The sequence below is a fragment of the Brevundimonas sp. DW-iso22 genome, from assembly GCF_058725425.1.
The window spans coordinates 318,056-339,196 of the sequence record NZ_JBZXEB010000003.1 but is presented as its reverse complement, the minus strand read 5'-3'; the positions used below and the strand labels follow the sequence as shown (position 1 = coordinate 339,196).

General features: G+C 66.1%; 20 protein-coding genes. 6 read left to right on the top strand and 14 right to left on the bottom strand.

The features are described from left to right. Positions 1 to 113: 113 nt before the first annotated feature. Positions 114 to 2,609, top strand: coding sequence for a hybrid sensor histidine kinase/response regulator (locus AC4PRM_RS05245; protein WP_492039046.1), 2,496 nt, complete (start codon positions 114 to 116; stop codon positions 2,607 to 2,609). Between the two features lie 9 nt (positions 2,610 to 2,618). Here AC4PRM_RS05245 and AC4PRM_RS05240 read toward each other — a convergent pair whose 3' ends face one another. Beyond that, positions 2,619 to 3,146 (bottom strand): prolyl-tRNA synthetase associated domain-containing protein, encoded by a 528-nt coding sequence (locus AC4PRM_RS05240; RefSeq protein WP_492039045.1) that lies wholly within the window; start codon positions 3,144 to 3,146, stop codon positions 2,619 to 2,621. Between the two features lie 47 nt (positions 3,147 to 3,193). Here AC4PRM_RS05240 and AC4PRM_RS05235 point away from each other — a divergent pair, with 47 nt between their 5' ends. Further along, complete coding sequence (locus AC4PRM_RS05235) at positions 3,194 to 3,934, top strand: DUF6065 family protein (RefSeq protein WP_492039044.1); 741 nt, start codon at positions 3,194 to 3,196, stop codon at positions 3,932 to 3,934. Positions 3,935 to 4,024: 90 nt separating this feature from the next. Here AC4PRM_RS05235 and AC4PRM_RS05230 read toward each other — a convergent pair whose 3' ends face one another. The 5 genes from AC4PRM_RS05230 to AC4PRM_RS05210 form a co-directional block, all read right to left on the bottom strand. After that, positions 4,025 to 4,573, bottom strand: coding sequence for a CC0125/CC1285 family lipoprotein (locus AC4PRM_RS05230; RefSeq protein WP_492039043.1), 549 nt, complete (start codon positions 4,571 to 4,573; stop codon positions 4,025 to 4,027). 82 nt (positions 4,574 to 4,655) lie between these two features. Then, complete coding sequence (locus AC4PRM_RS05225) at positions 4,656 to 5,288, bottom strand: LysE family translocator (RefSeq protein ID WP_492039042.1); 633 nt, start codon at positions 5,286 to 5,288, stop codon at positions 4,656 to 4,658. Between the two features lie 46 nt (positions 5,289 to 5,334). Beyond that, the gene (locus AC4PRM_RS05220; protein WP_492039041.1) at positions 5,335 to 5,901 is read right to left on the bottom strand and encodes a hypothetical protein; all 567 of its coding nucleotides are present in this window, start codon (positions 5,899 to 5,901) and stop codon (positions 5,335 to 5,337) included. 109 nt (positions 5,902 to 6,010) lie between these two features. Next, the gene (locus AC4PRM_RS05215; protein ID WP_373256715.1) at positions 6,011 to 6,472 is read right to left on the bottom strand and encodes a translation initiation factor IF-2; all 462 of its coding nucleotides are present in this window, start codon (positions 6,470 to 6,472) and stop codon (positions 6,011 to 6,013) included. Between the two features lie 94 nt (positions 6,473 to 6,566). Then, the gene (locus AC4PRM_RS05210; protein WP_492039040.1) at positions 6,567 to 7,808 is read right to left on the bottom strand and encodes an argininosuccinate synthase; all 1,242 of its coding nucleotides are present in this window, start codon (positions 7,806 to 7,808) and stop codon (positions 6,567 to 6,569) included. Positions 7,809 to 7,960: 152 nt separating this feature from the next. On the opposite strand from AC4PRM_RS05210, the gene AC4PRM_RS05205 reads away from it, so the two are divergent. Beyond that, positions 7,961 to 10,243 carry an NADP-dependent malic enzyme gene (locus AC4PRM_RS05205; protein ID WP_492039039.1) on the top strand — a complete coding sequence of 761 codons (2,283 nt, stop codon included), beginning with the start codon at positions 7,961 to 7,963 and terminating at the stop codon, positions 10,241 to 10,243. Here the strand turns inward: AC4PRM_RS05205 and AC4PRM_RS05200 are convergent. Continuing rightward, on the bottom strand, positions 10,230 to 11,927 hold the full coding sequence (locus AC4PRM_RS05200; RefSeq protein WP_492039038.1) for an AmpG family muropeptide MFS transporter: 1,698 nt from the start codon (positions 11,925 to 11,927) through the stop codon (positions 10,230 to 10,232). The two genes, AC4PRM_RS05205 and AC4PRM_RS05200, sit on opposite strands and share 14 nt — an antisense overlap. Before the next feature lie 39 nt (positions 11,928 to 11,966). Further along, a complete protein-coding gene (locus AC4PRM_RS05195; protein ID WP_492039037.1) occupies positions 11,967 to 13,487 on the bottom strand; it encodes a response regulator in 1,521 nt (506 codons plus the stop codon). A 247-nt stretch (positions 13,488 to 13,734) separates the two neighbouring features. On the opposite strand from AC4PRM_RS05195, the gene AC4PRM_RS05190 reads away from it, so the two are divergent. From AC4PRM_RS05190 to AC4PRM_RS05180, 3 genes are all read left to right on the top strand, one after another. Next, positions 13,735 to 14,673: a helix-turn-helix domain-containing protein gene (locus AC4PRM_RS05190; RefSeq protein ID WP_492039036.1), complete on the top strand. Its 939-nt coding sequence runs from the start codon at positions 13,735 to 13,737 to the stop codon at positions 14,671 to 14,673. A gap of 14 nt (positions 14,674 to 14,687) precedes the next feature. Continuing rightward, positions 14,688 to 15,053, top strand: a complete 366-nt coding sequence (locus AC4PRM_RS05185) for a hypothetical protein (RefSeq protein ID WP_487921253.1) — start codon at positions 14,688 to 14,690, stop codon at positions 15,051 to 15,053. 144 nt (positions 15,054 to 15,197) lie between these two features. Further along, positions 15,198 to 15,503 (top strand): hypothetical protein, encoded by a 306-nt coding sequence (locus tag AC4PRM_RS05180; RefSeq protein WP_492039035.1) that lies wholly within the window; start codon positions 15,198 to 15,200, stop codon positions 15,501 to 15,503. A gap of 46 nt (positions 15,504 to 15,549) precedes the next feature. On the opposite strand, the gene AC4PRM_RS05175 is transcribed toward AC4PRM_RS05180, so the two are convergent. The 6 genes from AC4PRM_RS05175 to rsmI all read right to left on the bottom strand — a co-directional run bounded on the left by AC4PRM_RS05175 (position 15,550) and on the right by rsmI (position 21,047). Further along, positions 15,550 to 17,133 (bottom strand): YifB family Mg chelatase-like AAA ATPase, encoded by a 1,584-nt coding sequence (locus AC4PRM_RS05175; protein WP_492039034.1) that lies wholly within the window; start codon positions 17,131 to 17,133, stop codon positions 15,550 to 15,552. 69 nt (positions 17,134 to 17,202) lie between these two features. Continuing rightward, entirely contained in the window at positions 17,203 to 17,880 is a 678-nt protein-coding gene (locus AC4PRM_RS05170) for a hypothetical protein (RefSeq protein ID WP_492039033.1), read from the bottom strand. 19 nt (positions 17,881 to 17,899) lie between these two features. Further along, the gene (gene gshB, locus AC4PRM_RS05165; RefSeq protein WP_492039032.1) at positions 17,900 to 18,847 is read right to left on the bottom strand and encodes a glutathione synthase; all 948 of its coding nucleotides are present in this window, start codon (positions 18,845 to 18,847) and stop codon (positions 17,900 to 17,902) included. Positions 18,848 to 18,918: 71 nt separating this feature from the next. Beyond that, positions 18,919 to 19,734, bottom strand: a complete 816-nt coding sequence (locus AC4PRM_RS05160; protein ID WP_487921249.1) for a transglutaminase family protein — start codon at positions 19,732 to 19,734, stop codon at positions 18,919 to 18,921. Between the two features lie 15 nt (positions 19,735 to 19,749). Then, entirely contained in the window at positions 19,750 to 20,178 is a 429-nt protein-coding gene (locus tag AC4PRM_RS05155) for a YraN family protein (RefSeq protein WP_492039031.1), read from the bottom strand. Further along, complete coding sequence (gene rsmI / locus AC4PRM_RS05150) at positions 20,175 to 21,047, bottom strand: 16S rRNA (cytidine(1402)-2'-O)-methyltransferase (protein ID WP_492039030.1); 873 nt, start codon at positions 21,045 to 21,047, stop codon at positions 20,175 to 20,177. The genes AC4PRM_RS05155 and rsmI overlap by 4 nt, the downstream gene beginning before the upstream one ends. Positions 21,048 to 21,141 lie beyond the last annotated feature (94 nt).

Below are 21,141 nucleotides of genomic sequence, written 5' to 3'. Positions count from 1 at the left end.
GCAGCCGACCGTTGGGCCGTCAAAATCGACGAGCGCCGCCATAACCGCGCGGCCACTAAAGCTTGCTCAACCTCTTGCATGTCAGATGGTCGCTTGGGGTTGGGGTTTTTGCGATGTCGAACCGCGTCTTTCTGGCGGTGCTGAGTATTTTCTTTGCATCCGTGGTGGCTGCGCCGGCCTCGGCGATGGCCCCGGAGCCTGTGTTGCCGCCTGCCGCAGAGGCCGAGGCCCTGGCCCGGTTCGTGGAACGCCGCGCCGCCTCGACCAGCTTCGCCGAGCTGGAAACCTTCGGTCAGCGCGCTGCGACCCGCAAGGACCGGGAGGGATTGAACCGGCTGTATCACGTCACCTGGACGATCCTGAACCAGGGCGAGTTTCAGCGTGCGACCCGGTGGAACAACCGTCTGGCCGCTGCCGCCCGGGACCAGGACGACAAACGCTATATCGACATCGCGGCACTGAACGCCCTGACCATTCGCTACGATCAGGGTGAAGCGGCGGCGGCCGCCGCGATGACCGACTATGTAGAGCACGGTCACGACTGGTTTGTTCGGGCGCACGCGGCGCGACTGGTCGCGCTGAATCTGGTCGATCAGGGCCGGATCGGCGAGGGTCTGCAACTGCTCACCCGCGCCCAAGCCGACATTCCCGCGCGCGATCCCTATGCCGACACCGCCCGCGCCGGCATCTGGGAGGTGGTCGGCATGGGCTTGAAGGATATCGACGATGTCGAGGGCGCGACCGCGGCCTTTCGCAAGTTCGAGATCGACTATTCCAATCCCGCCTATCCCCGCCCCGATTTCGACAGCCTGTACAATTTGACCAAGATGGCTGTTCGGATGGGGGATCTGGAGCGAGGTCGGGCGTTTGCGGCTGCGCACAGTGCGGTGGCGTCCCGATCCGACCTGCCCGCCCTGGCCATTTACGACGCCGCCTTGTGCGCCCTCGTCGCCGATGCCGGCGCACAGCCGGGAGGCGTACTAGCCTGTCTGGATCCCTATGGCGAAAACCTTGGCGACGCCGCCTTCCTGGCGCTGGACGTTCTGCCCTTGCGGGCGATCGCCAGAGCGAGGACGGGCGACGTGGGCGGAGCCATGCGCGATCTGGAGGTTCTGCGCGGGCTTGAGACGTCGGCGGGCGACGGCTCGCGTCTGAGCGAGGTGCAGGCGGAAATCCTGTTCGCCCAAGGACGGCCGGCCGAGGCTTTTGCCCTGCTGCGGCGTTTCACAACCGAGCAGGATGTCGCTGAAGCGCGCGCCTTTTCTGCCGGCGTCCATCAGGTCACGGGCGACATGCAGCAGCAACTCGACGACCGCCGCACTCAGCTGGAAACGGCCCGGACCAAGACGCGCCTGCAATGGCTGGTCATCGCCGTCGGGGTCATTTTTCTGCTGTGCGTCGGCGCGGGCCTGGTCTGGCAGATGCGTCAGGCTCGACGGCTGAAGGCGGCCCAGGAACGGGCCGAAGCCGCCAATCGCGCCAAGTCGGAATTCCTGGCCAATATGAGCCACGAAATCCGCACGCCGCTGAATGGTGTCGTGTCCATGGCCGACGCCCTGTCGCGTCAACACCTGGACCGGAATGCCCATGAGATGGTCGATCTGATCCGGTCTTCCGGGGCTACGCTGGAACGCCTGCTGACCGACATCCTCGACAGTGCCAAAATCGAGGCAGGCCAGGTGGCGCTGGAGGAGACGACGTTCGATCTGAAGCACACCGTCAATGACATCGCGCTTCTGTGGCGGGCCAAGGCGGAGGATCGGGGGGTCGCCCTCGTCTTCGATCTCGATCCCTCCGCGCCGAAATACGTGTGCGGCGATGCGGTACGGCTTCGCCAGGTCCTGACCAATCTCATCTCCAATGCGCTGAAGTTCACGGAGCAGGGGACTGTGACGATGACGGTGACGGCGGCGGACGCCGGCCGCGTCAGATTCGAGGTCCGAGATACCGGCATCGGCTTTGACGCCGACCAGAAGGCCAGAATCTTCGGTCGTTTCCAGCAGGCCGATGGATCGATCACCCGCCGCTTTGGCGGAACGGGTCTGGGCCTGGCCATTTCCGCCGCGCTGGTGGAGCTGATGGGCGGTACCCTGGATTGCGACAGTATGCCCGGCCAGGGGTCGGCCTTCATCTTCGAGATCGACCTGCCCGAGGCGGCAGCACCGGTGGCGGCCTCCTCGCCCATCACCCCGGCAACCGATATCACCGGACTGCCCCTGCGCATCCTTCTGGCCGACGACCATCCGGCCAATCGCAAGGTGATCGAGATCATGCTGGGGGTCACGGCCATGGAGATGGTGGCGGTCGAGAATGGACAGCAGGCGCTGGAGCGCTTCAAATCCGAGCCCTTCGATATCGTGCTGATGGACATGCAGATGCCGGTCATGGATGGGCTGAGCGCGACGCGGGCCATCCGCGACGTCGAGACCGATCAGGGCAAGGAACGCACCGCCATTCTGATGCTGACGGCCAACGCCATGGCCGAACATGTCACCCAGAGCCTGGCGGCCGGAGCGGACGGACATTTGACGAAGCCCATCACCATGAACGCGCTGCTGACCGCCATGAGCGAAGTTCTGGTCGGCAAGACCTGGCGCGAGGCGGCCTGAGGCCCGTCTTTACAGCTCGCTGAAATCCACGACCACCGGCTCTCGCTCCATCAACGCCAGGGCCTTGCGAAACGCCGCCTGATCCAGCGCTGTCGTTGCCGTGTTGGTCAGCGGATGGAAGTTGACGATGTCGGCGTCCCAAAGCGCCTGATCTAGCACGAAGCTCACTCGCCGGTCGGTGTCATTGATCAGGCCCAGGGCCGTGACCGAGCCCGGGCGGACGCCCAGCGTCTCCCACATCAGGGTCTCATTGCCGAAGGACAGGCGGTCCGAGCCGATCAGGGTGGGGGCGCGTTTCAGGTCGATGACCGTGTCCTGACGCGCTGAGATCAGCCACAGCCTGCCCTTCTTGTCCTTGAGGAACAGGTTCTTGGTGTGGGCTCCCGGCAGGGCGGCTTTCAGCTCCAGCCCCTCCTCGACGCTGAAGACGGCGGGGTGGTCGTGGGTGGTCTGGGCGATGTCGTGTTCGGCCATCCACGCCAGCAGGCGGTCGCGGTCATAGGCGGGAGTATGGGTCGGCTTGTCTTGGGTCATCATCGGTCGCTAGGAATGTATCCGTCCTCGATACCCGCCGGAGATCGCCCGTGGAACTGGAATGCTATCCGATGTCGCAGCGCCCGCCGGACCTGGTGCCGGGGCGGCAGTCGCGCGACTGGATGGACGCCTTTGCCAGCCGGCATCCCTATCGCTGTCTGCCGCTGAACATGGCCAATACGACGGGGTGGGAAATCCTGTGTCCGTTCGGCTTTTCCGCCGAGTGGAACGGCGGCCCGGCCCAGTCGGACATCGTCATCACGCCAGACCGGCCGGAGCCGGACGTGAAGCATTTCGTCGTCTCGCACTTCACGCGCGGCGTTCTGACCATGCATCCGCAGTATCTGTTCCGCACCCCGCCGGGCTGGAGCATGACCTGCCAGGGCAGCCCGAACCACATCAAGGACGGCATTCAGGCCCTGGTCGGGGTGGTGGAGACCGACTGGCTGCCGTTTCCGTTCACGATGAACTGGATCTTCACCCGGCCCGGGAAGATCCGTTTCGACAAGGGCGAGCCCTTTTGTTTCATCACCATCGCCCAGCACAAGAAGGCCGAGGAAGCCCAGCCGGTGATCCGTACCCTAAGCTCCAACCCGACCATGCAGGGCCAGTACGAGGCTTGGCTGAAACAGCGCAGCGACTTTAACGGTCGCCTCGCCTCGGGTGATCCCGAAGCGGCCAAGGAGGCCTGGCAGCGGTTCTACTTCAAGGGAGAACTGCCCGACGACCTGGGCAAAGCTCCCGCCAGCCACACCAACAAGCGTCGGATGAAGATGCCGCGCATCGGATAGGGCGCAAGGAAAAGGGCGGCCCCTGTGCAGGGGCCGCCCGGTCCATTTTGTTCAGCCTGGTTGTCCAGACTTATCCTGTCGTATCCAAGGCTACATCGCCCGGGCGACGCGGGGGCCGATGTTCTCGATCACTTCCCGCGCGTTGAAGGCATTGGGATCGTTGGCAGGTTTCGGGCCGCGACCAATGACGATCTCGGACGTAGCTTCGTAACGGTCAATCTGGCGAACGTCGAAGTCAGGGCCGAAGGGCTCACGCCAAGGGCTCCAAAGGCCGCGACGCGAATAGCGCCACGACGGGCCCCAGAATCGCGAATACCGGTCGTAATAGAAGGGGTCGCTTCCGCCGGTCAGGCGGGTGTCGCGATCAGTGGCGCGGTTGACGGTGGTAAACCAGTCCCCGCCGTTCTCGACAGTAACTTCTGCTGCACGCAGCAGAAGCGACATCTCGACCTGGTCGCGCGAGGTCACGGAGTTGCCGGCGAAGTTGACCCGGAAGCGGTCGCCTTCGATCCTTTGCTGGGAGTAGCCGTATCGGCTGTCGGGGCTGGCGGGGGCATAGGGGGTGGCGGTGGCGCAGGCCGACAGGGCGAGCGCAGCTGCCGCCGCCAGAAGCACGGGCTTGAACATACGCATCTTCATGAATTTTCTCCTTGGCGATCATAAAGACGCCAGAACAGTTGAACGGGACATGAACAGGCCGGTTCCTGCGGCCGATCGTCCGCTACAGTCGCGTCAGTATAAGTACGCAGGCCGCCAGCAGAAGGATGCCGGTCAGCAGGCCGAAACCGCGCCGGAACCGGGGCTCTGACATCCGCCGCGCCAAGGCGGCTCCGCCCAAACCATAGGCGGACATCGACAGCACATCCATGCCGATGGTGGCGACCGCGAACAGGGCCAGTTGGGGCGCGGCCGGGCGGTTCACATCAAGGAATGGCGGCAGGACGGCTGTGAAGAATAGCACGGCCTTGGGATTGGCGATCTGGACCATGAAGCCGTCGACCAGGGCGCTGCGGCCGGGCCGGACCGTCGTGTCCTCGGGATCGGCAGCCGTATGGAAGGCTCCGCGCAGAGCCTTCAGCCCCAGCCAGGCGACATACAGCGCACCGGCGACGGAGATCAGGCGAAAGGCTTCAGGAAACGCCACGACCAGCGCACCCAGACCCAGGGCCGCCGCTCCGAACCAGACCAGGGTCGCGGCATTCATGCCCAGCACCCCCAGCATGGCACCGGCCTTGCCCCGCGCCACGCCATTGGCGACAGAGAACAGGTTGGCCGGTCCCGGTGTTATGGCCATTACGGCCATGACCCCCAGGAAGGTCAGATATAGATGCGGATCGACGGGCAGGCTGGCCATATCAGGCCCTGTCGGGCCGTCCGGTCACCCGGTCAAGGGGGCGGGATCAGTCTTCGTCTGGAGCAGCCGCTTCGGCGGCGCGGGCCACCTCGGCCTCGGCCTGTGCGGTCGCTGCGGCGATCTCCGCCGAGGCTTCGTCGATCGAGTCCATCGCCTCGCCGACGGCGTAGTCGGCCATCAAACCGTAGGTGGCCATGTGCTCGGGATCGTTGGAGGCCCAGGCTCCGTTGTTGGCCACGCCTTGCGCCGTCGCCATGACCCCCGACAGATCGGCCTGACCCATGGCGTCACCGACCAGCGCCTCGACATCGATGTCGGCTAGGGCTTCGGCGGCAATGGCGGGGGCGACCTGGCTGGCCAGGGCAGTGAAGGCCATCACGTCTGGCTGATATTCGGTCCAGAGGGCCGCGATCCGCAGGCCCTTCTGCTCGTCGGTCAGGTCGGCGTCTTCGGAAATGGCCTCGGCGCGTTCGCCGAAAGTCTCCATCCGGGCCTCGAAGGCCTCGGCGGCGGCTTCGAGCGCGTCTTCGGATGGGCCTCGGACATCACCGGCGACGGCGGCGGAAATCGGCAGCAGGGCGAGGGCTGCGGCGAGGGAAAGGGCCTTGATCATCGGGGCGCTCCTTGTGGATGCGCTCAAGCTCTGCCCATACCCGCACGATCTCAAGTGAAATCGCGGTAAGGCGGCGAGGTAAGACCCCACCGCCTTGATCGTGCGACACTTATTGAGGAACGGCGGGGGCGGCTGCAGAGGCTGCGGCGGCAAGGACATCGGTCTTGGCCTTGGCGGGAACGCCCGTGATCTCGGCGGTGATCATCGGGATCATCTGTGCCATTTGAGCCTGCTGTTCAGCCGGAGCAGTGGCGGATTGAGCCGTGATGAAGGCGGCCACTTCGTCACCGAAGGCGTCGGCTTCAGGCTGGTAGCGGGCGACGATGACATCCAGATCGGCGTTCGCCTTAGCCGTGTCGCCGGCAGCCGCCGTGACGGCCGACTGCATTTCGGTGGCCATCTGCTGCATACGTGCCCCGAACGCTTCCCCCTTGGCCTGAAGAGCGGCTTCTTCGGCCGACGGCGCGGCTGGAGCGGCGGGTGCCGGAGCTGGCGCAGGAGCGTCTTGTGCAAAGGCAGGAGCGGCGAAGGCGAATACGGCCGAGGCGGCCAGAACAGCGCGGAATGACATGGCAAAGGGTCCTGAAATCATTGAGCGGAGCCCATGCTCCTGAGCCCAAGGTGGCGCCATTTCACGGCGAGGGCGAGATCATTTGTGGCAGGCGTCAGTCCTGATTGCGCTTGGTCCGTTTGCCGAGCACCCGCAGGCGCAGGGCGTTGAGCTTGATGAAGCCCTCCGCGTCGTGGTGATCATAGGCCTGGACGCCCTCCTCAAAGGTGACCAGGTCCTGATCGTATAGACTCTGGTCGCTCTCGCGGCCGATGATCGAGACATTGCCCTTGTACAGCTTGACGCGGACGGTGCCGGAGACGTGGGTCTGGGAGTGATCGATGGCGGCCTGCAGCATTTCGCGCTCGGGGCTGAACCAGAAGCCGTTGTAGATCAGGTGGGCGTATTTGATCGCCAGCTCGTCCTTCAGATGCATGGCCCCGCGATCCAGCGTGATCGACTCGATGCCCCGGTGCGCGGCCAGCAGGATGGTGCCGCCGGGCGTCTCATAGACCCCGCGCGACTTCATGCCGACGAAGCGGTTCTCGACCAGGTCCAGACGGCCGACGCCATTGTCGTGACCCAGTTGATTCAGTTTCGTCAGGATCGTGGCGGGCGACATGGTCTCGCCGTCGATGGAGACGGCGTCACCCTTTTCGAAACCCAGGGTGAAGACGGTCGGGGTGTCGGGCGCATCCTCAGGGGCGATGGTGCGCTGATGCACGAACTCGGGGGCTTCGACCGCCGGGTCTTCCAGCACCTTGCCCTCGGAGGAGGAGTGCAGAAGGTTGGCGTCGACCGAAAACGGGGCCTCGCCGCGCTTGTCCTTGCTGATCGGGATCTGATGCTTCTCGGCGAAGTCCAGCAGGGCCTCGCGGCTGCGGAACTCCCACTCGCGCCACGGGGCGATGACATGGATGTCGGGGTCCAGGGCATAGTAGCCCAGCTCGAACCGGACCTGGTCGTTGCCCTTGCCGGTTGCGCCGTGACAGACGGCGTCGGCGCCGACCATTTTCGCGATCTCGATCTGGCGCTTGGCGATCAGGGGCCGGGCGATGGAGGTGCCCAGCAGATACTGACCCTCATAGACGGTGTTGGCGCGGAACATCGGAAAGACGAAGTCGCGCACGAACTCCTCGCGCAGATCGTCGACGAAGATGTTCTCGGGCTTGATGCCCAGCTTCAGGGCCTTCTCGCGGGCGGGGGCCAGTTCCTCGCCTTGACCCAGGTCGGCCGTGAAGGTGATGACCTCGGCGTTGTACTCGGTCTGCAGCCATTTCAGGATGATCGAGGTGTCCAGGCCGCCGGAATAGGCGAGGACGACTTTCTTGATGGGCTTGGTGGGGGCTGCGGACATGGCGTGATCCTTGGTCAGACGCGGGGGAGGCGTCTTTGGCCGCGCTTAAAGGACCAGACGGCCTGCAATGCAAGTGTGGCGGTCCTTACGAAGGTTGTCCCGGCGTCAGCACGGCTCTAGGACAGAGGGGTTCCCAAGACCGAAAGCCGACCATGCCCGACCTGACCGACAAACAGACCTTCTCCGACCAGGACGCTCTGGATTTCCACAGCCATCCGACGCCGGGCAAGATCTCCATGGCCCCGACCAAGCCCATGGCGACCCAGCGCGATCTGTCGCTGGCCTATTCGCCGGGTGTGGCCATTCCGGTGCTGGCGATCGCCAGGGATGTGGACAAGGCCTACGACTATACGGCCAAGGGCAACCTCGTCGCCGTGATCTCCAACGGCACCGCCATCCTGGGTCTGGGCAACCTGGGTCACATGGCCTCCAAGCCGGTGATGGAGGGCAAGTCGGTCCTGTTCAAACGGTTTGCCGACGTCGACAGCTTCGATGTCGAGGTGAAGACCACCGACCCGGACGAGTTCATCACCGTCGTCAAGAACATCGGCGACACCTGGGGCGGCATTAATCTGGAGGACATCAAGTCCCCCGAATGTTTCGTGATCGAAAGCGAGCTTCAGGACCTGCTGGACATCCCCGTCTTTCACGACGACCAGCATGGCACCGCCATCATCTCGACTGCCGGTCTGATCAATGCCTGCCATGTGACGGGCAAGCGGATGGAGGATATCAAGGTGGTGCTGGCCGGGGCCGGTGCGGCCGGTCTTTCGTCCATCGCCCTGATGAAGGCGGCGGGCGTCAAGGCCGAGAACACCGTCATCTGCGACCGCGACGGCGTGGTCTACAAGGGCCGCCCGTCGGGCATGGACCAGTGGAAGGCCGCGCACGCGACCGACACACCCCTGAGAACCCTGGCCGAGGCCATGGTCGGGGCGGACGTCGTGCTGGGCCTCTCGGCCAAGGGGGCGATCACCAAGGAGATGGTGGCGTCCATGGCCCCGCGTCCGATCATCTTTGCCATGGCCAATCCGGATCCTGAGATCACCCCCGAGGATGTGTTGTCGGTGCGATCCGACGCCATCATCGCCACCGGTCGATCGGACTATGTGAACCAGGTCAACAACGTCCTGGCCTTCCCCTATCTGTTCCGCGGGGCCCTGGACGTGCGGGCCCGGCGCGTGAACCACGAGATGAAGATCGCCTGCGCCCAGGCCCTGGCCATGCTGGCGCGCGAGGATGTGCCGGACGAGGTCGCCGCCGCCTATTCGGGGCGCAAGCTGAAGTTCGGGCCGGACTACATCATCCCCACGCCGTTCGATCCGCGCCTGATCTGGTACATCCCGCCCTTCATCGCCCAGGCGGCGATGGATACCGGCGTCGCCCGTGTGGCGATCGAGGACATGGATGCCTATCGGACGTCGCTGAGGGGCCGGATCGATCCGTCTGCGGCCTTGATGCAGAAGATTTCCTCGGCCGTTCGCGCCGCGCCGGACAAGCGGGTGGTCTTTGCCGAGGGCGAGGAGACCACCGTCATCCGCGCCGCCTGGGCCTTCAAACAGGCCGAACTGGGCACGCCCATCCTGCTGGGCCGCGAGGACCTGATCCGCAAGAACGCCATCGAGGCGGGTCTGGATTTCGACGCCCTGGGCATCGAGATCGTCAACGCCCGGGTGTCTGACAAGAACACCGAATACACCGACTTCCTGTACGAGCGCCTGCAGCGCCGGGGCTATCTGCGCCGCGACGTCCAGCGGATGATCAATCAGGACCGAAACTATTTCGCCGCCTCGATGGTGGCGCGTGGCGACGCCGATGCGGTGGTCACCGGCTCGACCCGCAACTTCAACATGGTGCTGAAGGAGGTCCGGCGCGTGCTGGACGTCAAGGAGCGGATGATCGGCCTGTCGATCCTGCTGGCCAAGGGGCGGACCCTGTTCGTGGCGGATACCTCCATCCACGAACTGCCCGACGCCGAAGAACTGGCCGAGATCGCCATCCAGGCGGCGGCGGCCGTGCGTCGCCTGGGCCGGACCCCGCGCGTGGCCTTCCTGTCGTATTCGACCTTCGGCAATCCCCCCGGCGATCGGGGCGAAAAGGTACGCGAGGCGATCCGCATCCTGGACCGCAAGGGCGTGGACTTCGAATACGAGGGCGAGATGCCGCCGGAACTGGCGCTGGATCCCGAGGCGCGGGCCAACTACGCCTTCATGCGGCTGAGCGCCGATGCCAACGTCCTCGTCATGCCGGCCATCCATTCCGCCTCAATCTCGACGCGGCTGGTCCAGGCTCTGGGCGGGGCGACCGTGATCGGACCCCTGCTGGTCGGGCTGGAGAAGTCGGTGCAGATCGTCAGCCTGGGGGCCTCGGTGTCAGAGATCATCACTGCCGCCACCTTCGCCGCCTACGACGGCGAGGTCGTCAGCGAGGGCTGACCGTTTCTCCCGTGCGGTCGAGCTTGCGACGCTCGGCCGCCAGCCGGATCCATTCCAGGAGGCAGAAGACGACGGCGATGCCGCCCAGTGCGGCGGCGAACAGGAAGACCGGGGCGAACCCCTGGTTCTCGATCATCTCGCCCAGCGCCCCACGCCCCAGGGTGCCGATCAGCAGGGCCAGCGACGTGAAGACCGCAAACTGGACCGCGCCAAACATCCGGCTGGACAGGGCCGAAAGATAGGCGACGAAGGCCGCGCCTGCGAAACCACCCGCGATGTTCTCGCCCGCGATGGCCAGCATCAGACGCGCCATCGGCTCGCCCGCGCCAAAAGCACCGAACAGAGCGTACAAACCTGTCGCCTCCATGAAGCGGCCGATAACCGGCGCGCCCATGGCGAGGTCCACGAACAGCAGATTGGTCGCCGCCGCCAGGACCGCCCCGATCAGCAGCGACGCCATTCGCCCTATGGCCAACAGCGCCCAGCCGCCCAGGCCGATACCGATGATGGTCATGACGACGCCGAACGTCTTGGAGGCCAACGCCACCTCGCTCTTGGTGTGGCCCAGCGCCCCGCCCGTGTCGCCCATGTAGAAGGGGAAGGCGAAGGGTCCCCAGACGCCGTCTGTGATGCGATAGGTCAGGATCAGGCCTAGCACGATCAGCGCCCCCCAGCCCAGCCGCCCCATCAGCTCGACCAGCGGGGCCAGTATGGCGTCATAGAGCTTCGTCAGGACCGGCCGATCTCCCGGTGCCGGCGTGGCCACCTTGCCGCGCCAGACCACGAACCCGGCCAGGGCGCAGGGCAGCAGGACGGCGGCGGCAATGATCCACGGCCCCCAGGTGCCGGTGAACTCGCCCGCGCTTGGCGCGGGCGTCGTGGTCAATGCCGTGACCATGAAGTTCACCAGCATAAAGGCCGCCCAGGCCCAAGCCGCGAGCGTGGCGATCAGGGCGATCTGGCGCAGACGCGGCGAACCGAGGCGCTCCTTGGCGATGGCCTGGGGCGGTGCAGGCGTGGGCTCGGGCGCGATCAGTGTGCCCAGCACCCCCAAGCCCATCAGCATGCCGCTCAACATATAGGTGACGGGCCAGCCTACCGCGTCGGCCAGCAACAGACTGCCTGCGCCGCCCACGAGTGCCGCGCTGCGTGATCCGAACTGATAGATGGTAGATAGCAGGTCCAGCGGGGCACCCGGTCCTGCGACCTCGATCCGCCAGGTGTCGATGACAATATCCTGAGTGGCCGAAGCGAAAGCGGCCAGGGCGGCGGCGATGGCCAGGGGCACCAGAGTACTGCCCTCGGGATTGGAAAAGGCGATGACGAACAGCGCACCGATCACCACGACCTGACAGGCGATCAGCCAGCTGCGGCGACGGCCCAGCCGCTTTCCGATCACGGGGGGACGGATGCCGACCAGGGGCGACCACAGGAATTTGAAGGCTGCGAAAAGCCCAACCCAGGACAGGATGCCGATCGTCGATATGGCGACGTCGGCATCCGTCAACCAGGCGTTCAGCGTGCCCAACACCATGGTGATCGGCAGGCCCGCAGAGAACCCCAGCAGCAGCATGGCCAGGGTGCGCCGGTCGCGGAAGGCGACCTTGATGACGCCCAGACCCTTGGGCGTGGTGTCGGTGACGGCCAGTGGTTCAGTGGGCATGCGGGCAGGGGTGTCGTTCATTCGGTCGGCGTCTCCAGCAGACGCCCCCGCGTCTTCAAATCAGACGGCGACCTTGGCGCGGACGTCCCGGTTCGTCCAGCGGGCAAGTGTCGATCGCAGCGCTTCCAGCTCCAGCGGCTTGACCAGATGGTCATCCATCCCGGCCTCCAGACAGGCCCGCCGATCCTCGGCGAAGGCATTGGCGGTCAGGGCAATGATCGGCGTCCGGTCGCCTGCGGCCCGGATGGCGCGCGAGGCGGTCGGCCCGTCTACGCCGGGCATACGCATGTCCATCAGTACCAGGTCGTAACGGGCGCGCTTGAGGGCGGCGATGGCTTCGGCCCCGTTGGCGGCGGTCTCGACCGCGCAGCCTTCGCGTTTCAGCAAGGTCGTGGCCAGCAGGGCCCCGACCGGATTGTCTTCGACCAGCAGCACGCGGGTGCCGGAAAAGCGCGAAGGGATAACCCGGTCGTCGTCGGACGGGGTCTGGCGCAGCCCGGCCGTGCCGCTGCTTTGGCCGATCGCCGCCAGCACCCGCTCGGCCAGGGAAGCGCGGCGCAGGGGCTTGATCAGATAGCCGTGGAAACCGGCCGAGCGATAGGCGGCGATCCGCTCGCGCTCCTCCGGCTTCAGTAGGACGATGGCGCGGACATCGGCGGGGCGCGGGACCAGGGCGTGGCCATCAGGCCGTGCGGCGTGGTCGATCAGGACGACCGGAGCCTGAGTATGGACCTGACCGCCCGACGCCTCGATCTGGGCGGTGGCGGCGGCACGGACGAAGGGGTCGGGACTGACGATGCCGACGGTGCGGCCTCCGAGCTCGCGCAGTCGCTGTGTGCCCTTGGCGACGGGGAAGTCAGCGGTGAAGCGGAAACGGGCCCCGGGACCATCGGGCCGGTCGGACACCTCTACCTGTCCACCCATGGCGTCGGCCAGGCGGCGTACGACAGCCAGGCCCAGACCCGCGCCGCCGAAGCGGGAGGCGTCCGAGGCATCGACATGGCCGAACTCCTCGAAAATGCGAGCGCGGGCCTCGGGAGGAATGCCGGGCCCCGTGTCATCGATGATGAAGGCCAGGCGAGGCTTGGACGCCGGGCCGCCCGCGCGCTCGACGCTGATGCGGACCCCGCCCGTCTCGGTAAACTTGACGGCATTGCCAGCCAGGTTGAACAGCACCTGCCGCAGCCGCCCCTCGTCGCCGACGATATCGGGCGCGTCGGCGGCGACCGACCAGGCGATCTCCAGCCCTCGCTCATGGGCACGCGGGCTCAGCAGTTCGGCGACGCCGCGCACCAGGGCTTCCAGATCGACGGGGGCGGAATCGAACTCCAGCTTGCCGGCTTCAAGGCGAGCATAGTCCAGCAGGTCGTTGACCAGGCCCAGCAGGTGTTCGGCCGAGGAGCGCGCGGCGTCCGCATAGGCGCGCTGGGCCCCGTCCAGCTTGGTGCGCGACAGCAGGCCGAGCATGCCGATCACCCCGTTCAGGGGGGTGCGCATTTCGTGGCTCATCAGGCGCAGGAACTGCTGCTCGGGCGCTGCCGCAGTGCTGTCGTGTGATTGGGCTTTGTTCTGCCGCGCCATCGTCGTCTCCTGACGGGACGACATTGCCGCAAACCCCTTAACTTTGGCTCAAGCGGTCCGGCGGGGCCTGGTCAAATGCCGCCCGCTATTGGGCCGCACCCTTTCGTGCCGCACATCAGTGACGGGGTCGTAGTGCCTTCCGTGGCAACGCCGCTGTGTTATTGCTGACTTGCCAAATGTAACGCCCTGTAACACGCTAGGTGGTCAGCGAATCGTGGAGACAAGCTGCACGTGTAGCGAGTGTTGAATGCTCACGCCGAAAGAAATGCTCTGTTTATCGGGCGTCGCCAGGCATCTTCAGGCCGACGAGATTGCGCGGGAGCTCGGCCTCTCTCCGAAAACCGTCGAAACCCACCTCGCCAACATCCGCAAGAAACTTGGCGTCTCTAGCAGCCGTGTCGCGGTCAGGCGTGTGTTTGGCGAAAGCCTACAGACTGAACCCGTAGAGGGTTTTTCCTCGATACCTCAAAGTGAGGATCATCTGCACGCTGACCTTCTCAACGGGGGAGGTTGGTATGCCGAGGACCATCAGACAAGTGCCGGAATGGTATACGCGGGACTGGTCGCCAGCGACCGCGCGCAACGAGCTGAGCGCCATGAAATGGGAGGATGTGGAGACCGCGATCGACACGCTGATCTCCAATCCGGAGAAGCGGCAAAAGCCCAAGCACCTCGTCAGGGCGCTCTGGTTGGCGAGCACAGACATGCCGACAATGAATTTGCTCCAGCAGCTTTTGCTGACAATGGCGAAATGCCTGGACCCGACTCGATCATCAGAGATGAAAGCTGGAGAATCGGTCATTCCCACACCGGCGAATGGGCCGATGCCGCGATGGAGCTATACGGATCTGGAGGTCGCCCTGTCCTACACCTGGTCGGGTCTGGCGCTGGAAATAGCCATAGCCCGTCATCACGACTGTCTGATGTTTCGGGACGACCGGTTGTCGGGGGCGGCAACGGCACGACAGTTGATGCTGCTGGTTTGCGGGCTCCCCACGCCGAACGCACTCCAGTTCAGAGCGGAAATCGATCAACGCCCGAGTTCGGCCAGAGCGGCCTGACGCCCGAGCTTCTATTTCGGACGCTGGTGCTGATGGGTTCAATCCTTGGGCTCACGATTCTCGCGCTCGCCCTCTTAACAGTGCAGAATTTCTCGCTATGGTTGCAGAACCTGCTATTCCAGTAGGCGAGGAAGCCAACATGAAACGTATTGAACTTGCCCGTGGCACCGTGACGGGTGTCGCTGAAACCCTGTTCCAAACTGAAGACGCGATGGACCATGCGATCAGTCAGATTGCATGTTTTGCCCAAGCCCTTCCATCAGCAGGGAAGGAGGCGGGCTTTGCCGCTACGCGCGGCCAGGCCGTCTATGAGCGATTGGCAGAAGCCATGGTCGCCCAATCCCAGGCTCGCGCCAGGATTGTAGAGGTGCATGAGCTTCTGGCGGAGCTGAAGGCTGACTCGCACATGCGAACGGTCGCCATAGGTGGGGGATCGAAAGACACGCCCGTAGGCGGCACAATTCCGCCTGGCAACCACCTTGCCGTGGTGCACGCCGCCGGGTGATGGTGTCGGGGCGAGGGCCCCGTGATTCATGTAACGCTTGTCGAATGGTATGGTCTGGGGGCGCTCCTCCTTGTCTGTCTTCTCGCATTATGGAGGGGAGGAGCGCCTGAGCGCAGGGCTACCGCAGCCGTGGCTATATGCTGGGTGGCATCCGTAATCGTCGATAACGACGGGTCCAGAGGCGTTCAGTGGGCCATTCTGGCTGTCGACATCCTTCTGGCGGTGTGGCTGGCGGTTCAAGCTCTGAGCAGCGTCCGGCTATGGCTCATGTTGGCCGCAGGGGCGCAGATCATGATCCTGCTGACGCACGTCGGCTTCGCCCTGACGCCTGCGATGATGCAGGAAGGATTTTTCAGCGCCTACTATATCTGGAGCTATGTCGTGCTTCTCGCGCTGGCTTTGGGCTGTCTTCTAAGGCGTCGGAAGACTGCTCAGCAGCACCAAGGGTAGCTGCCTGCCCTCGTCGGCACTTTTGCCAATCGAGTCTCCGGCAGCCTCAGAAAGCAGAGGTGCTGTGATGATTGGTCTGGCGTTCGAAATCGCCCTGGGCCCCGACGGTGGTGCGGCGATAGATCAGGGCCTCGGCGATGTGGCGGCGCAGCACGCCCTCGCAATCGTCCAGATCTGCGATGGTGCGCGCCAGACGCAGGGTTCGGGTCCAGCCGCGCGCGGTCAGGCCCCCGGCATCGCCCGCCCGCATCAGAAGGGCGCGCCCCGCCTCGTCCGGCCGGGCGAAGCGGTCCAGCGTCTCGCCCGAGGCGCGGGCGTTGATGGCCTGATCGCGGGCGATGTCCGGGTCTATACCGGCAGCGCGCAACCGATCCTCCTGCATGGCGCGGGCGGTCTGGACGCGGGCCGAGGCCTCGGCCGTGCCTTCGGACGGCGGCGGCAAGGCCATGTCGGCGGCGGTGACCGGTGGCGTCTCCACCGTCAGGTCGATCCGGTCGAACATCGGGCCGGAGATGCGGTTTTGGTAATCCCGCTGGCAACGCGGAGCCTTGCCGCACGCCCCGCGGCCGCCGCCGCCCAGGCCACAGCGGCAGGGGTTCATGGCGGCGATCAGCTGAAACCGGGCCGGATAGCGGACATGGGCATTGGCGCGGGCCACCACGATCTCTCCGGTCTCCAGCGGCTGGCGCAGGCTGTCCAGGGCCTGGGCCGAATATTCGGGCAGTTCGTCCAGGAACAGCACGCCGTTGTGGGCCAGCGAGGCCTCCCCTGGCTTGGCTTTGTGCCCGCCACCCGTAAGCGCAGCCATGGAGGCGGAATGGTGCGGCGCGCGAAACGGGCGTTCGCGGGTCAGGGAGCCGCGCTCGATCATACCTGCCACGGACCAGACCATGGAGGTTTCCAGCAGTTCCTTGGGCGTCAGCGGCGGCAGAAGGCCCGGCAGGCGCGCCGCCATCATCGACTTGCCCGAGCCGGGCGGGCCGACGAACAGCAGATTGTGACCTCCGGCGGCGGCGATCTCCAGCGCCCGCTTGGCGCTTTCCTGACCCTTGACCTCGCGCAGGTCAGGCACGCGGGCTCCATCGCGCATGGCCCCCGGCTCGGGCCGCCGCAGGACCTGCACGCCCTTGAAATGGTTGACCAGACCGATCAGCGAGCGCGGAGCCAGCACGGCGACATCGCCCGCCCAGGCCGCCTCCGGCCCATTGAACTCCGGACAGATGAGGCCCAGCCCCATGGCGTCGGCGGCCACGGCGGCGGGCAGGGCTCCGCCCACCGGCGCGATCTGGCCGTCCAGCCCCAGCTCCCCGATCGCGGCCCAGCCTTGCAGGGCGTCGGGCGGAATGACCCCCATGGAGGCCAGCAGGGCCAGCGCTATGGGCAGGTCGAAATGGCTGCCTTCCTTGGGCAGGTCGGCAGGGGCCAGGTTGGCTATGATGCGCTTGGACGGCAAAGCCAGTCCTATGCCCGCGAACGCCCCGCGCACCCGTTCCCGGCTCTCGGCCACCGCCTTGTCGGCCAGGCCGACGATGGTGAAGGACGGCTGATCGCTGGACAGCTGCTGGACCTGCACGTCCACGCGCCGCGCATCCACCCCCTCGAAGGCAACCGTGACGACACTGGCGACCATGACCCGCTCCCGCTATCCGCGAAAGAACGAACCATGAACTGAAGTGGATTGCAATACCAGCAACCCTGTTCAGCGAGCGAGGGCGGCTTCCGGGGCGAGGGTGTGGATCACCTCGCCGGCGGCATTCAGAAACTCGATCGCCCCATAGCCTTCCGGCGTCACGGTCATGCGAACGCGGGTGCGGTCGTCGCTGTCTGCAAGACCAACGGCAGGGGTTCCATCTGCGGCGACGCTCAACTGAACGCGCGTGGAGGTCTGGACTCCGGGGACAAGCCGGTCGCCCAAGGCGGGGTCGCGGATCGGCGGAGGAGCCTGATTTATGCTGAAGCTGACGGAACCGTCCGGGGATACTCGCCAGCCGATAGCGTCCATGGCTGGATGATCGAGAGCCAGCACGGCCATGCCGCCGTCTACGTCTGCGACACCGAAGCCGCCTCGCTCACTGCCATCCTCGTCATAGAGGATCAGTCCCGAAACGCCGAAGGCCCGGCGATACTGGATGCCATCGATGATCGGGGCCGGAGTGTCCGCCGCCAGTGTCATGCGTATGGTGCCGTCCTCATCGACGACATCGATCCGTCGAACCGCGATCCGGTCGTGATCCACGGTCTCCACGCGCGTTTGCGGACTGCGTGTCTCGATGATGGATTCCAGCTGTTCGATTGTCGGGCGGCGAGGTGACGCGGCGTCCTGCGGCGGAGCCGGTTGGGCTGAGAGGACTGAAGCAAGAAGCAAAAGGGCCTGCATTGAAAACTCCGATACAAAATTACGCTGATGGGATGCGCCGCGTCTCGATCGCGTCCCACATCAGGGCGGCGGCATCCACGCCGCTGAACTGCTTCAGCTGCTGGGCCCCCGTCGGCGAAGTGACGTTGATCTCGGTCATCCAGTCGCCGATCACGTCGATGCCGACGAAGATGAGGCCGCGCTCCCTCAGGGTCGGGCCGATGGCGGCACAGATTTTCAGGTCGCGCGGCGTCAGTTCGACCGGAGCCGCCGTGCCACCGACGCGCAGGTTGGAGCGGACCTGATCCTTCAGCGGCACGCGGTTGATGGCCCCGACGGGTTCGCCATCGACCAGCAGGATACGCTTGTCGCCCGCCGACACCGCCGGCAGGAATTTCTGGATCACCAGCGGATCGCGCGATCCGGTGGCGTGAATCTCGATCAGGGCCTCCAGATTGGGGTCGTCCGCCTTCAGACGCACGACGCCCGAACCGGCCGCGCCGTGCAGGGGTTTCAGCACCACATCGCCGTGCCGCTTGTGGAAGTCGCCCAGGGCGACCGGGTCCGAACTGATCAGGGTCGGCGGGGTCAGGTCGGGGAAGTGGGTGACCAGCAGCTTTTCAGGCGCGCTGCGCACCTGGGCCGGATCGTTGACGACCAGGGTCTGCGGGTGGACCGTCTCCAGCAGATAGGTGGCGGTGACATAGGCCATGTCGAAGGGCGGATCCTGACGCATCAGGATGACGTCGACATCCTTGCCGAGGTCCAGCTTGACCTCCTCGCCGAAGGTGACGTGGTCGCCCTCGACCTGGCGCAGGGTCACCGGGCGGGCGCGGCAGTGCAGGCGGCCTTCGTCCAGGGCCAGGGTGCGGAAGTCATAGACCCAGAGCGGATAGCCTCGACCTTGCGCCTCCATCGCCATCAGCCAGGTGGTGTCCGAGGCGATGTTGACCCCTTCGATGGGGTCCATCTGGATGGCGACTTTCATGGGCTCGGTCCTCGGCTGCTCTGCCCCAGACTAATGGGCAGGCGGGCAAGGCGGCGCAAGGCCGGGCGGTCTCAGTTCAGCTGAAGCCGGACCCGGTCCAGACTGATCTGGCGGCGCGCGGCCAGCGGGTCGTCCAGGGTGCGGGCGCAGGCCAAGGCCTGGAGCGCGCCGGTCAGGGCCCCCTGCTTCTCGCGCGCGGTGGCAACGTCCAGCCAGGGACGGTGGTCCTCGGGGTCCAGCAGGGCGCATCGCAGGGCGGACCGCTCTGCCCCCTCATAGTCATGGGCGTGAATGGCGCGGACGAAGACCATGTTCTGCAGCCGGATCAGGGCCTCGCGGTCGCTGACCGGGGCCATGAGCAGATCCAGCCGGTCGGCGACGTGGGGCGTGAGGCCCGCCCTGAGCGCGCGGCGGCTGAGCTCGGACGGCAGGACCAGCCGCCCCTGGCTGAACGGGTCCAGTGCGACCGGCCCCTCAGGCGTTTCCACCCGCAACAGGAAGTGGCCGGGGAAGTCCACGCCGTCGGCCCGCAGGTCGTTGCGCCGGGCGGCATCCAGATAGAAGACGCTGAGCGCCGCGGACAGCCCCCGCCTGCGCTCGGCGATGTCGATGACGTCGGTATTGGCCGGGTCATCGTGATGCAGCAGGTCGCCGTTGAGGCGGAAATCGCTGCACATCGTCTCCGACAGGGCCTCGTCAGGACTATCCTCGATCAGCCGCTCGGCCAGGCGTTCGGCGGCGCGGTCGGCCAGGGCGCGGACGGGGGCGGGGTCACGCAGGGGGGCGTCGTGGATGGCGCAGGCGATGGCGGCGTCCAGGAGCGGAAAGGCATCGTCCTCGGCCTGACCGGCCTGGGTCAGAACTTCGATGGCCTCGTCGCGCGTCATGCTTCAGCCCCCCTCCTAGCCCCTCCCCATGGGCTCTATGCCGCGACGATGAACCGGAAACCGTCCGGGGGCCAGCGCCACGATATCGATACGCAGCAGATGACCGGCCAAGCTGGGTCTTTGGCGCAACACCGCACGTCCGGCGGACAGCAGGCGGTCGTACTGGTCCGGGCTGATGGCCAGCAGCGCCTGTTCGACGCTGGCGCGACGTTTGACCTCGACCACGGCCAGCGTCTTGCCCCGGCGGGCCAGGATGTCGATTTCGCCGGCGCGGGTTTTCAGGCGAAAGCCGAGCAGCTGATAGCCCTTCAGCATCAGCCAGGCCGCCGCCAGCCATTCGGAGCGGTGGCCCTGGCGGTGGGCATCGCGGCCCAGGGTCATGCGCCAGCCCTGCTTGGCCCGCGCGACGGTTGCGGGTTTCAGCCGGGGGCGTTTCCGGCTCACCGGCCCTGCATCTCCAGCGCCCGCTTGTAGAGCGGTTTGCGGGGCAGGTTCAGGGCGCGGGAGACCTCGGCGGCGGCCTCGCCCGGTGGCAGGCGGGTCATGGCCTCGGCCAGCGCGGCGTCGGTGTCGGCCTCGCTGGCGACCTCGACCTCGCCGGGGCCGATCACGATGACGATCTCGCCCTTGGGCGACTGGCAGCGGGGGTCGGTGGCCAGCTCAGCCAGCGTCCCGCGCACGCACTCTTCATAGAGTTTGGTCAGTTCGCGGGCGACGGCGGCGGGGCGGGGGCCGAGCACGGCGGCCATGTCGGCCAGGCTGTCGGCCAGGCGCGGCCCGCTTTCGAAGAAGACCAGCGTCTGTCGGGTGGTGCGCAGCTCTTCCAGGGCAGAGCGGCGGGCGCCGGATTTGGGCGGCAGGAAACCCGCGAACGTCACGCGGTCGGCAGGCAGGCCCGCGATGCACAGGGCGGCGAGCAGGCTGGATGCGCCGGGGATGGGATGGACCGGCAGGTCCTCGGCAATCACCGCCCGGGCCACTACGAAGCCGGGATCGCTGACCAGGGGCGTACCTGCATCTGACACCAGGGCCACCACCGCCCCTTCGCGCAGCCGTTCGATGGCCAGCTCCGCCGCCCGGGCCGAGGCGTGATCGTCGCAGCGTTCCAGCCGGGCCTTGAGGCCGTAAGCCGACAGCAGCTTGCCGGTGACGCGCGTGTCCTCGGCCAGGACCAGATCGGCGGCGGCCAGAACGTCCAGCGCCCGCAGGGTCATGTCGCGCAGGTTCCCGATCGGCGTCGCCACCAGATACAGGCCGGGCGAAACGAGACGCGGTGGCGGGGCGGTGGGGGGGAAGGGGGAGAGCTCGGTCATCTGGGGGCGACCCTGCCAGCGCAGGCGGTCAGGGTCGAGAGTCTTCATCGCGCCCGAAAAAGGTGCGGACGCGTGTTTCGGGTGAAACGGAGTG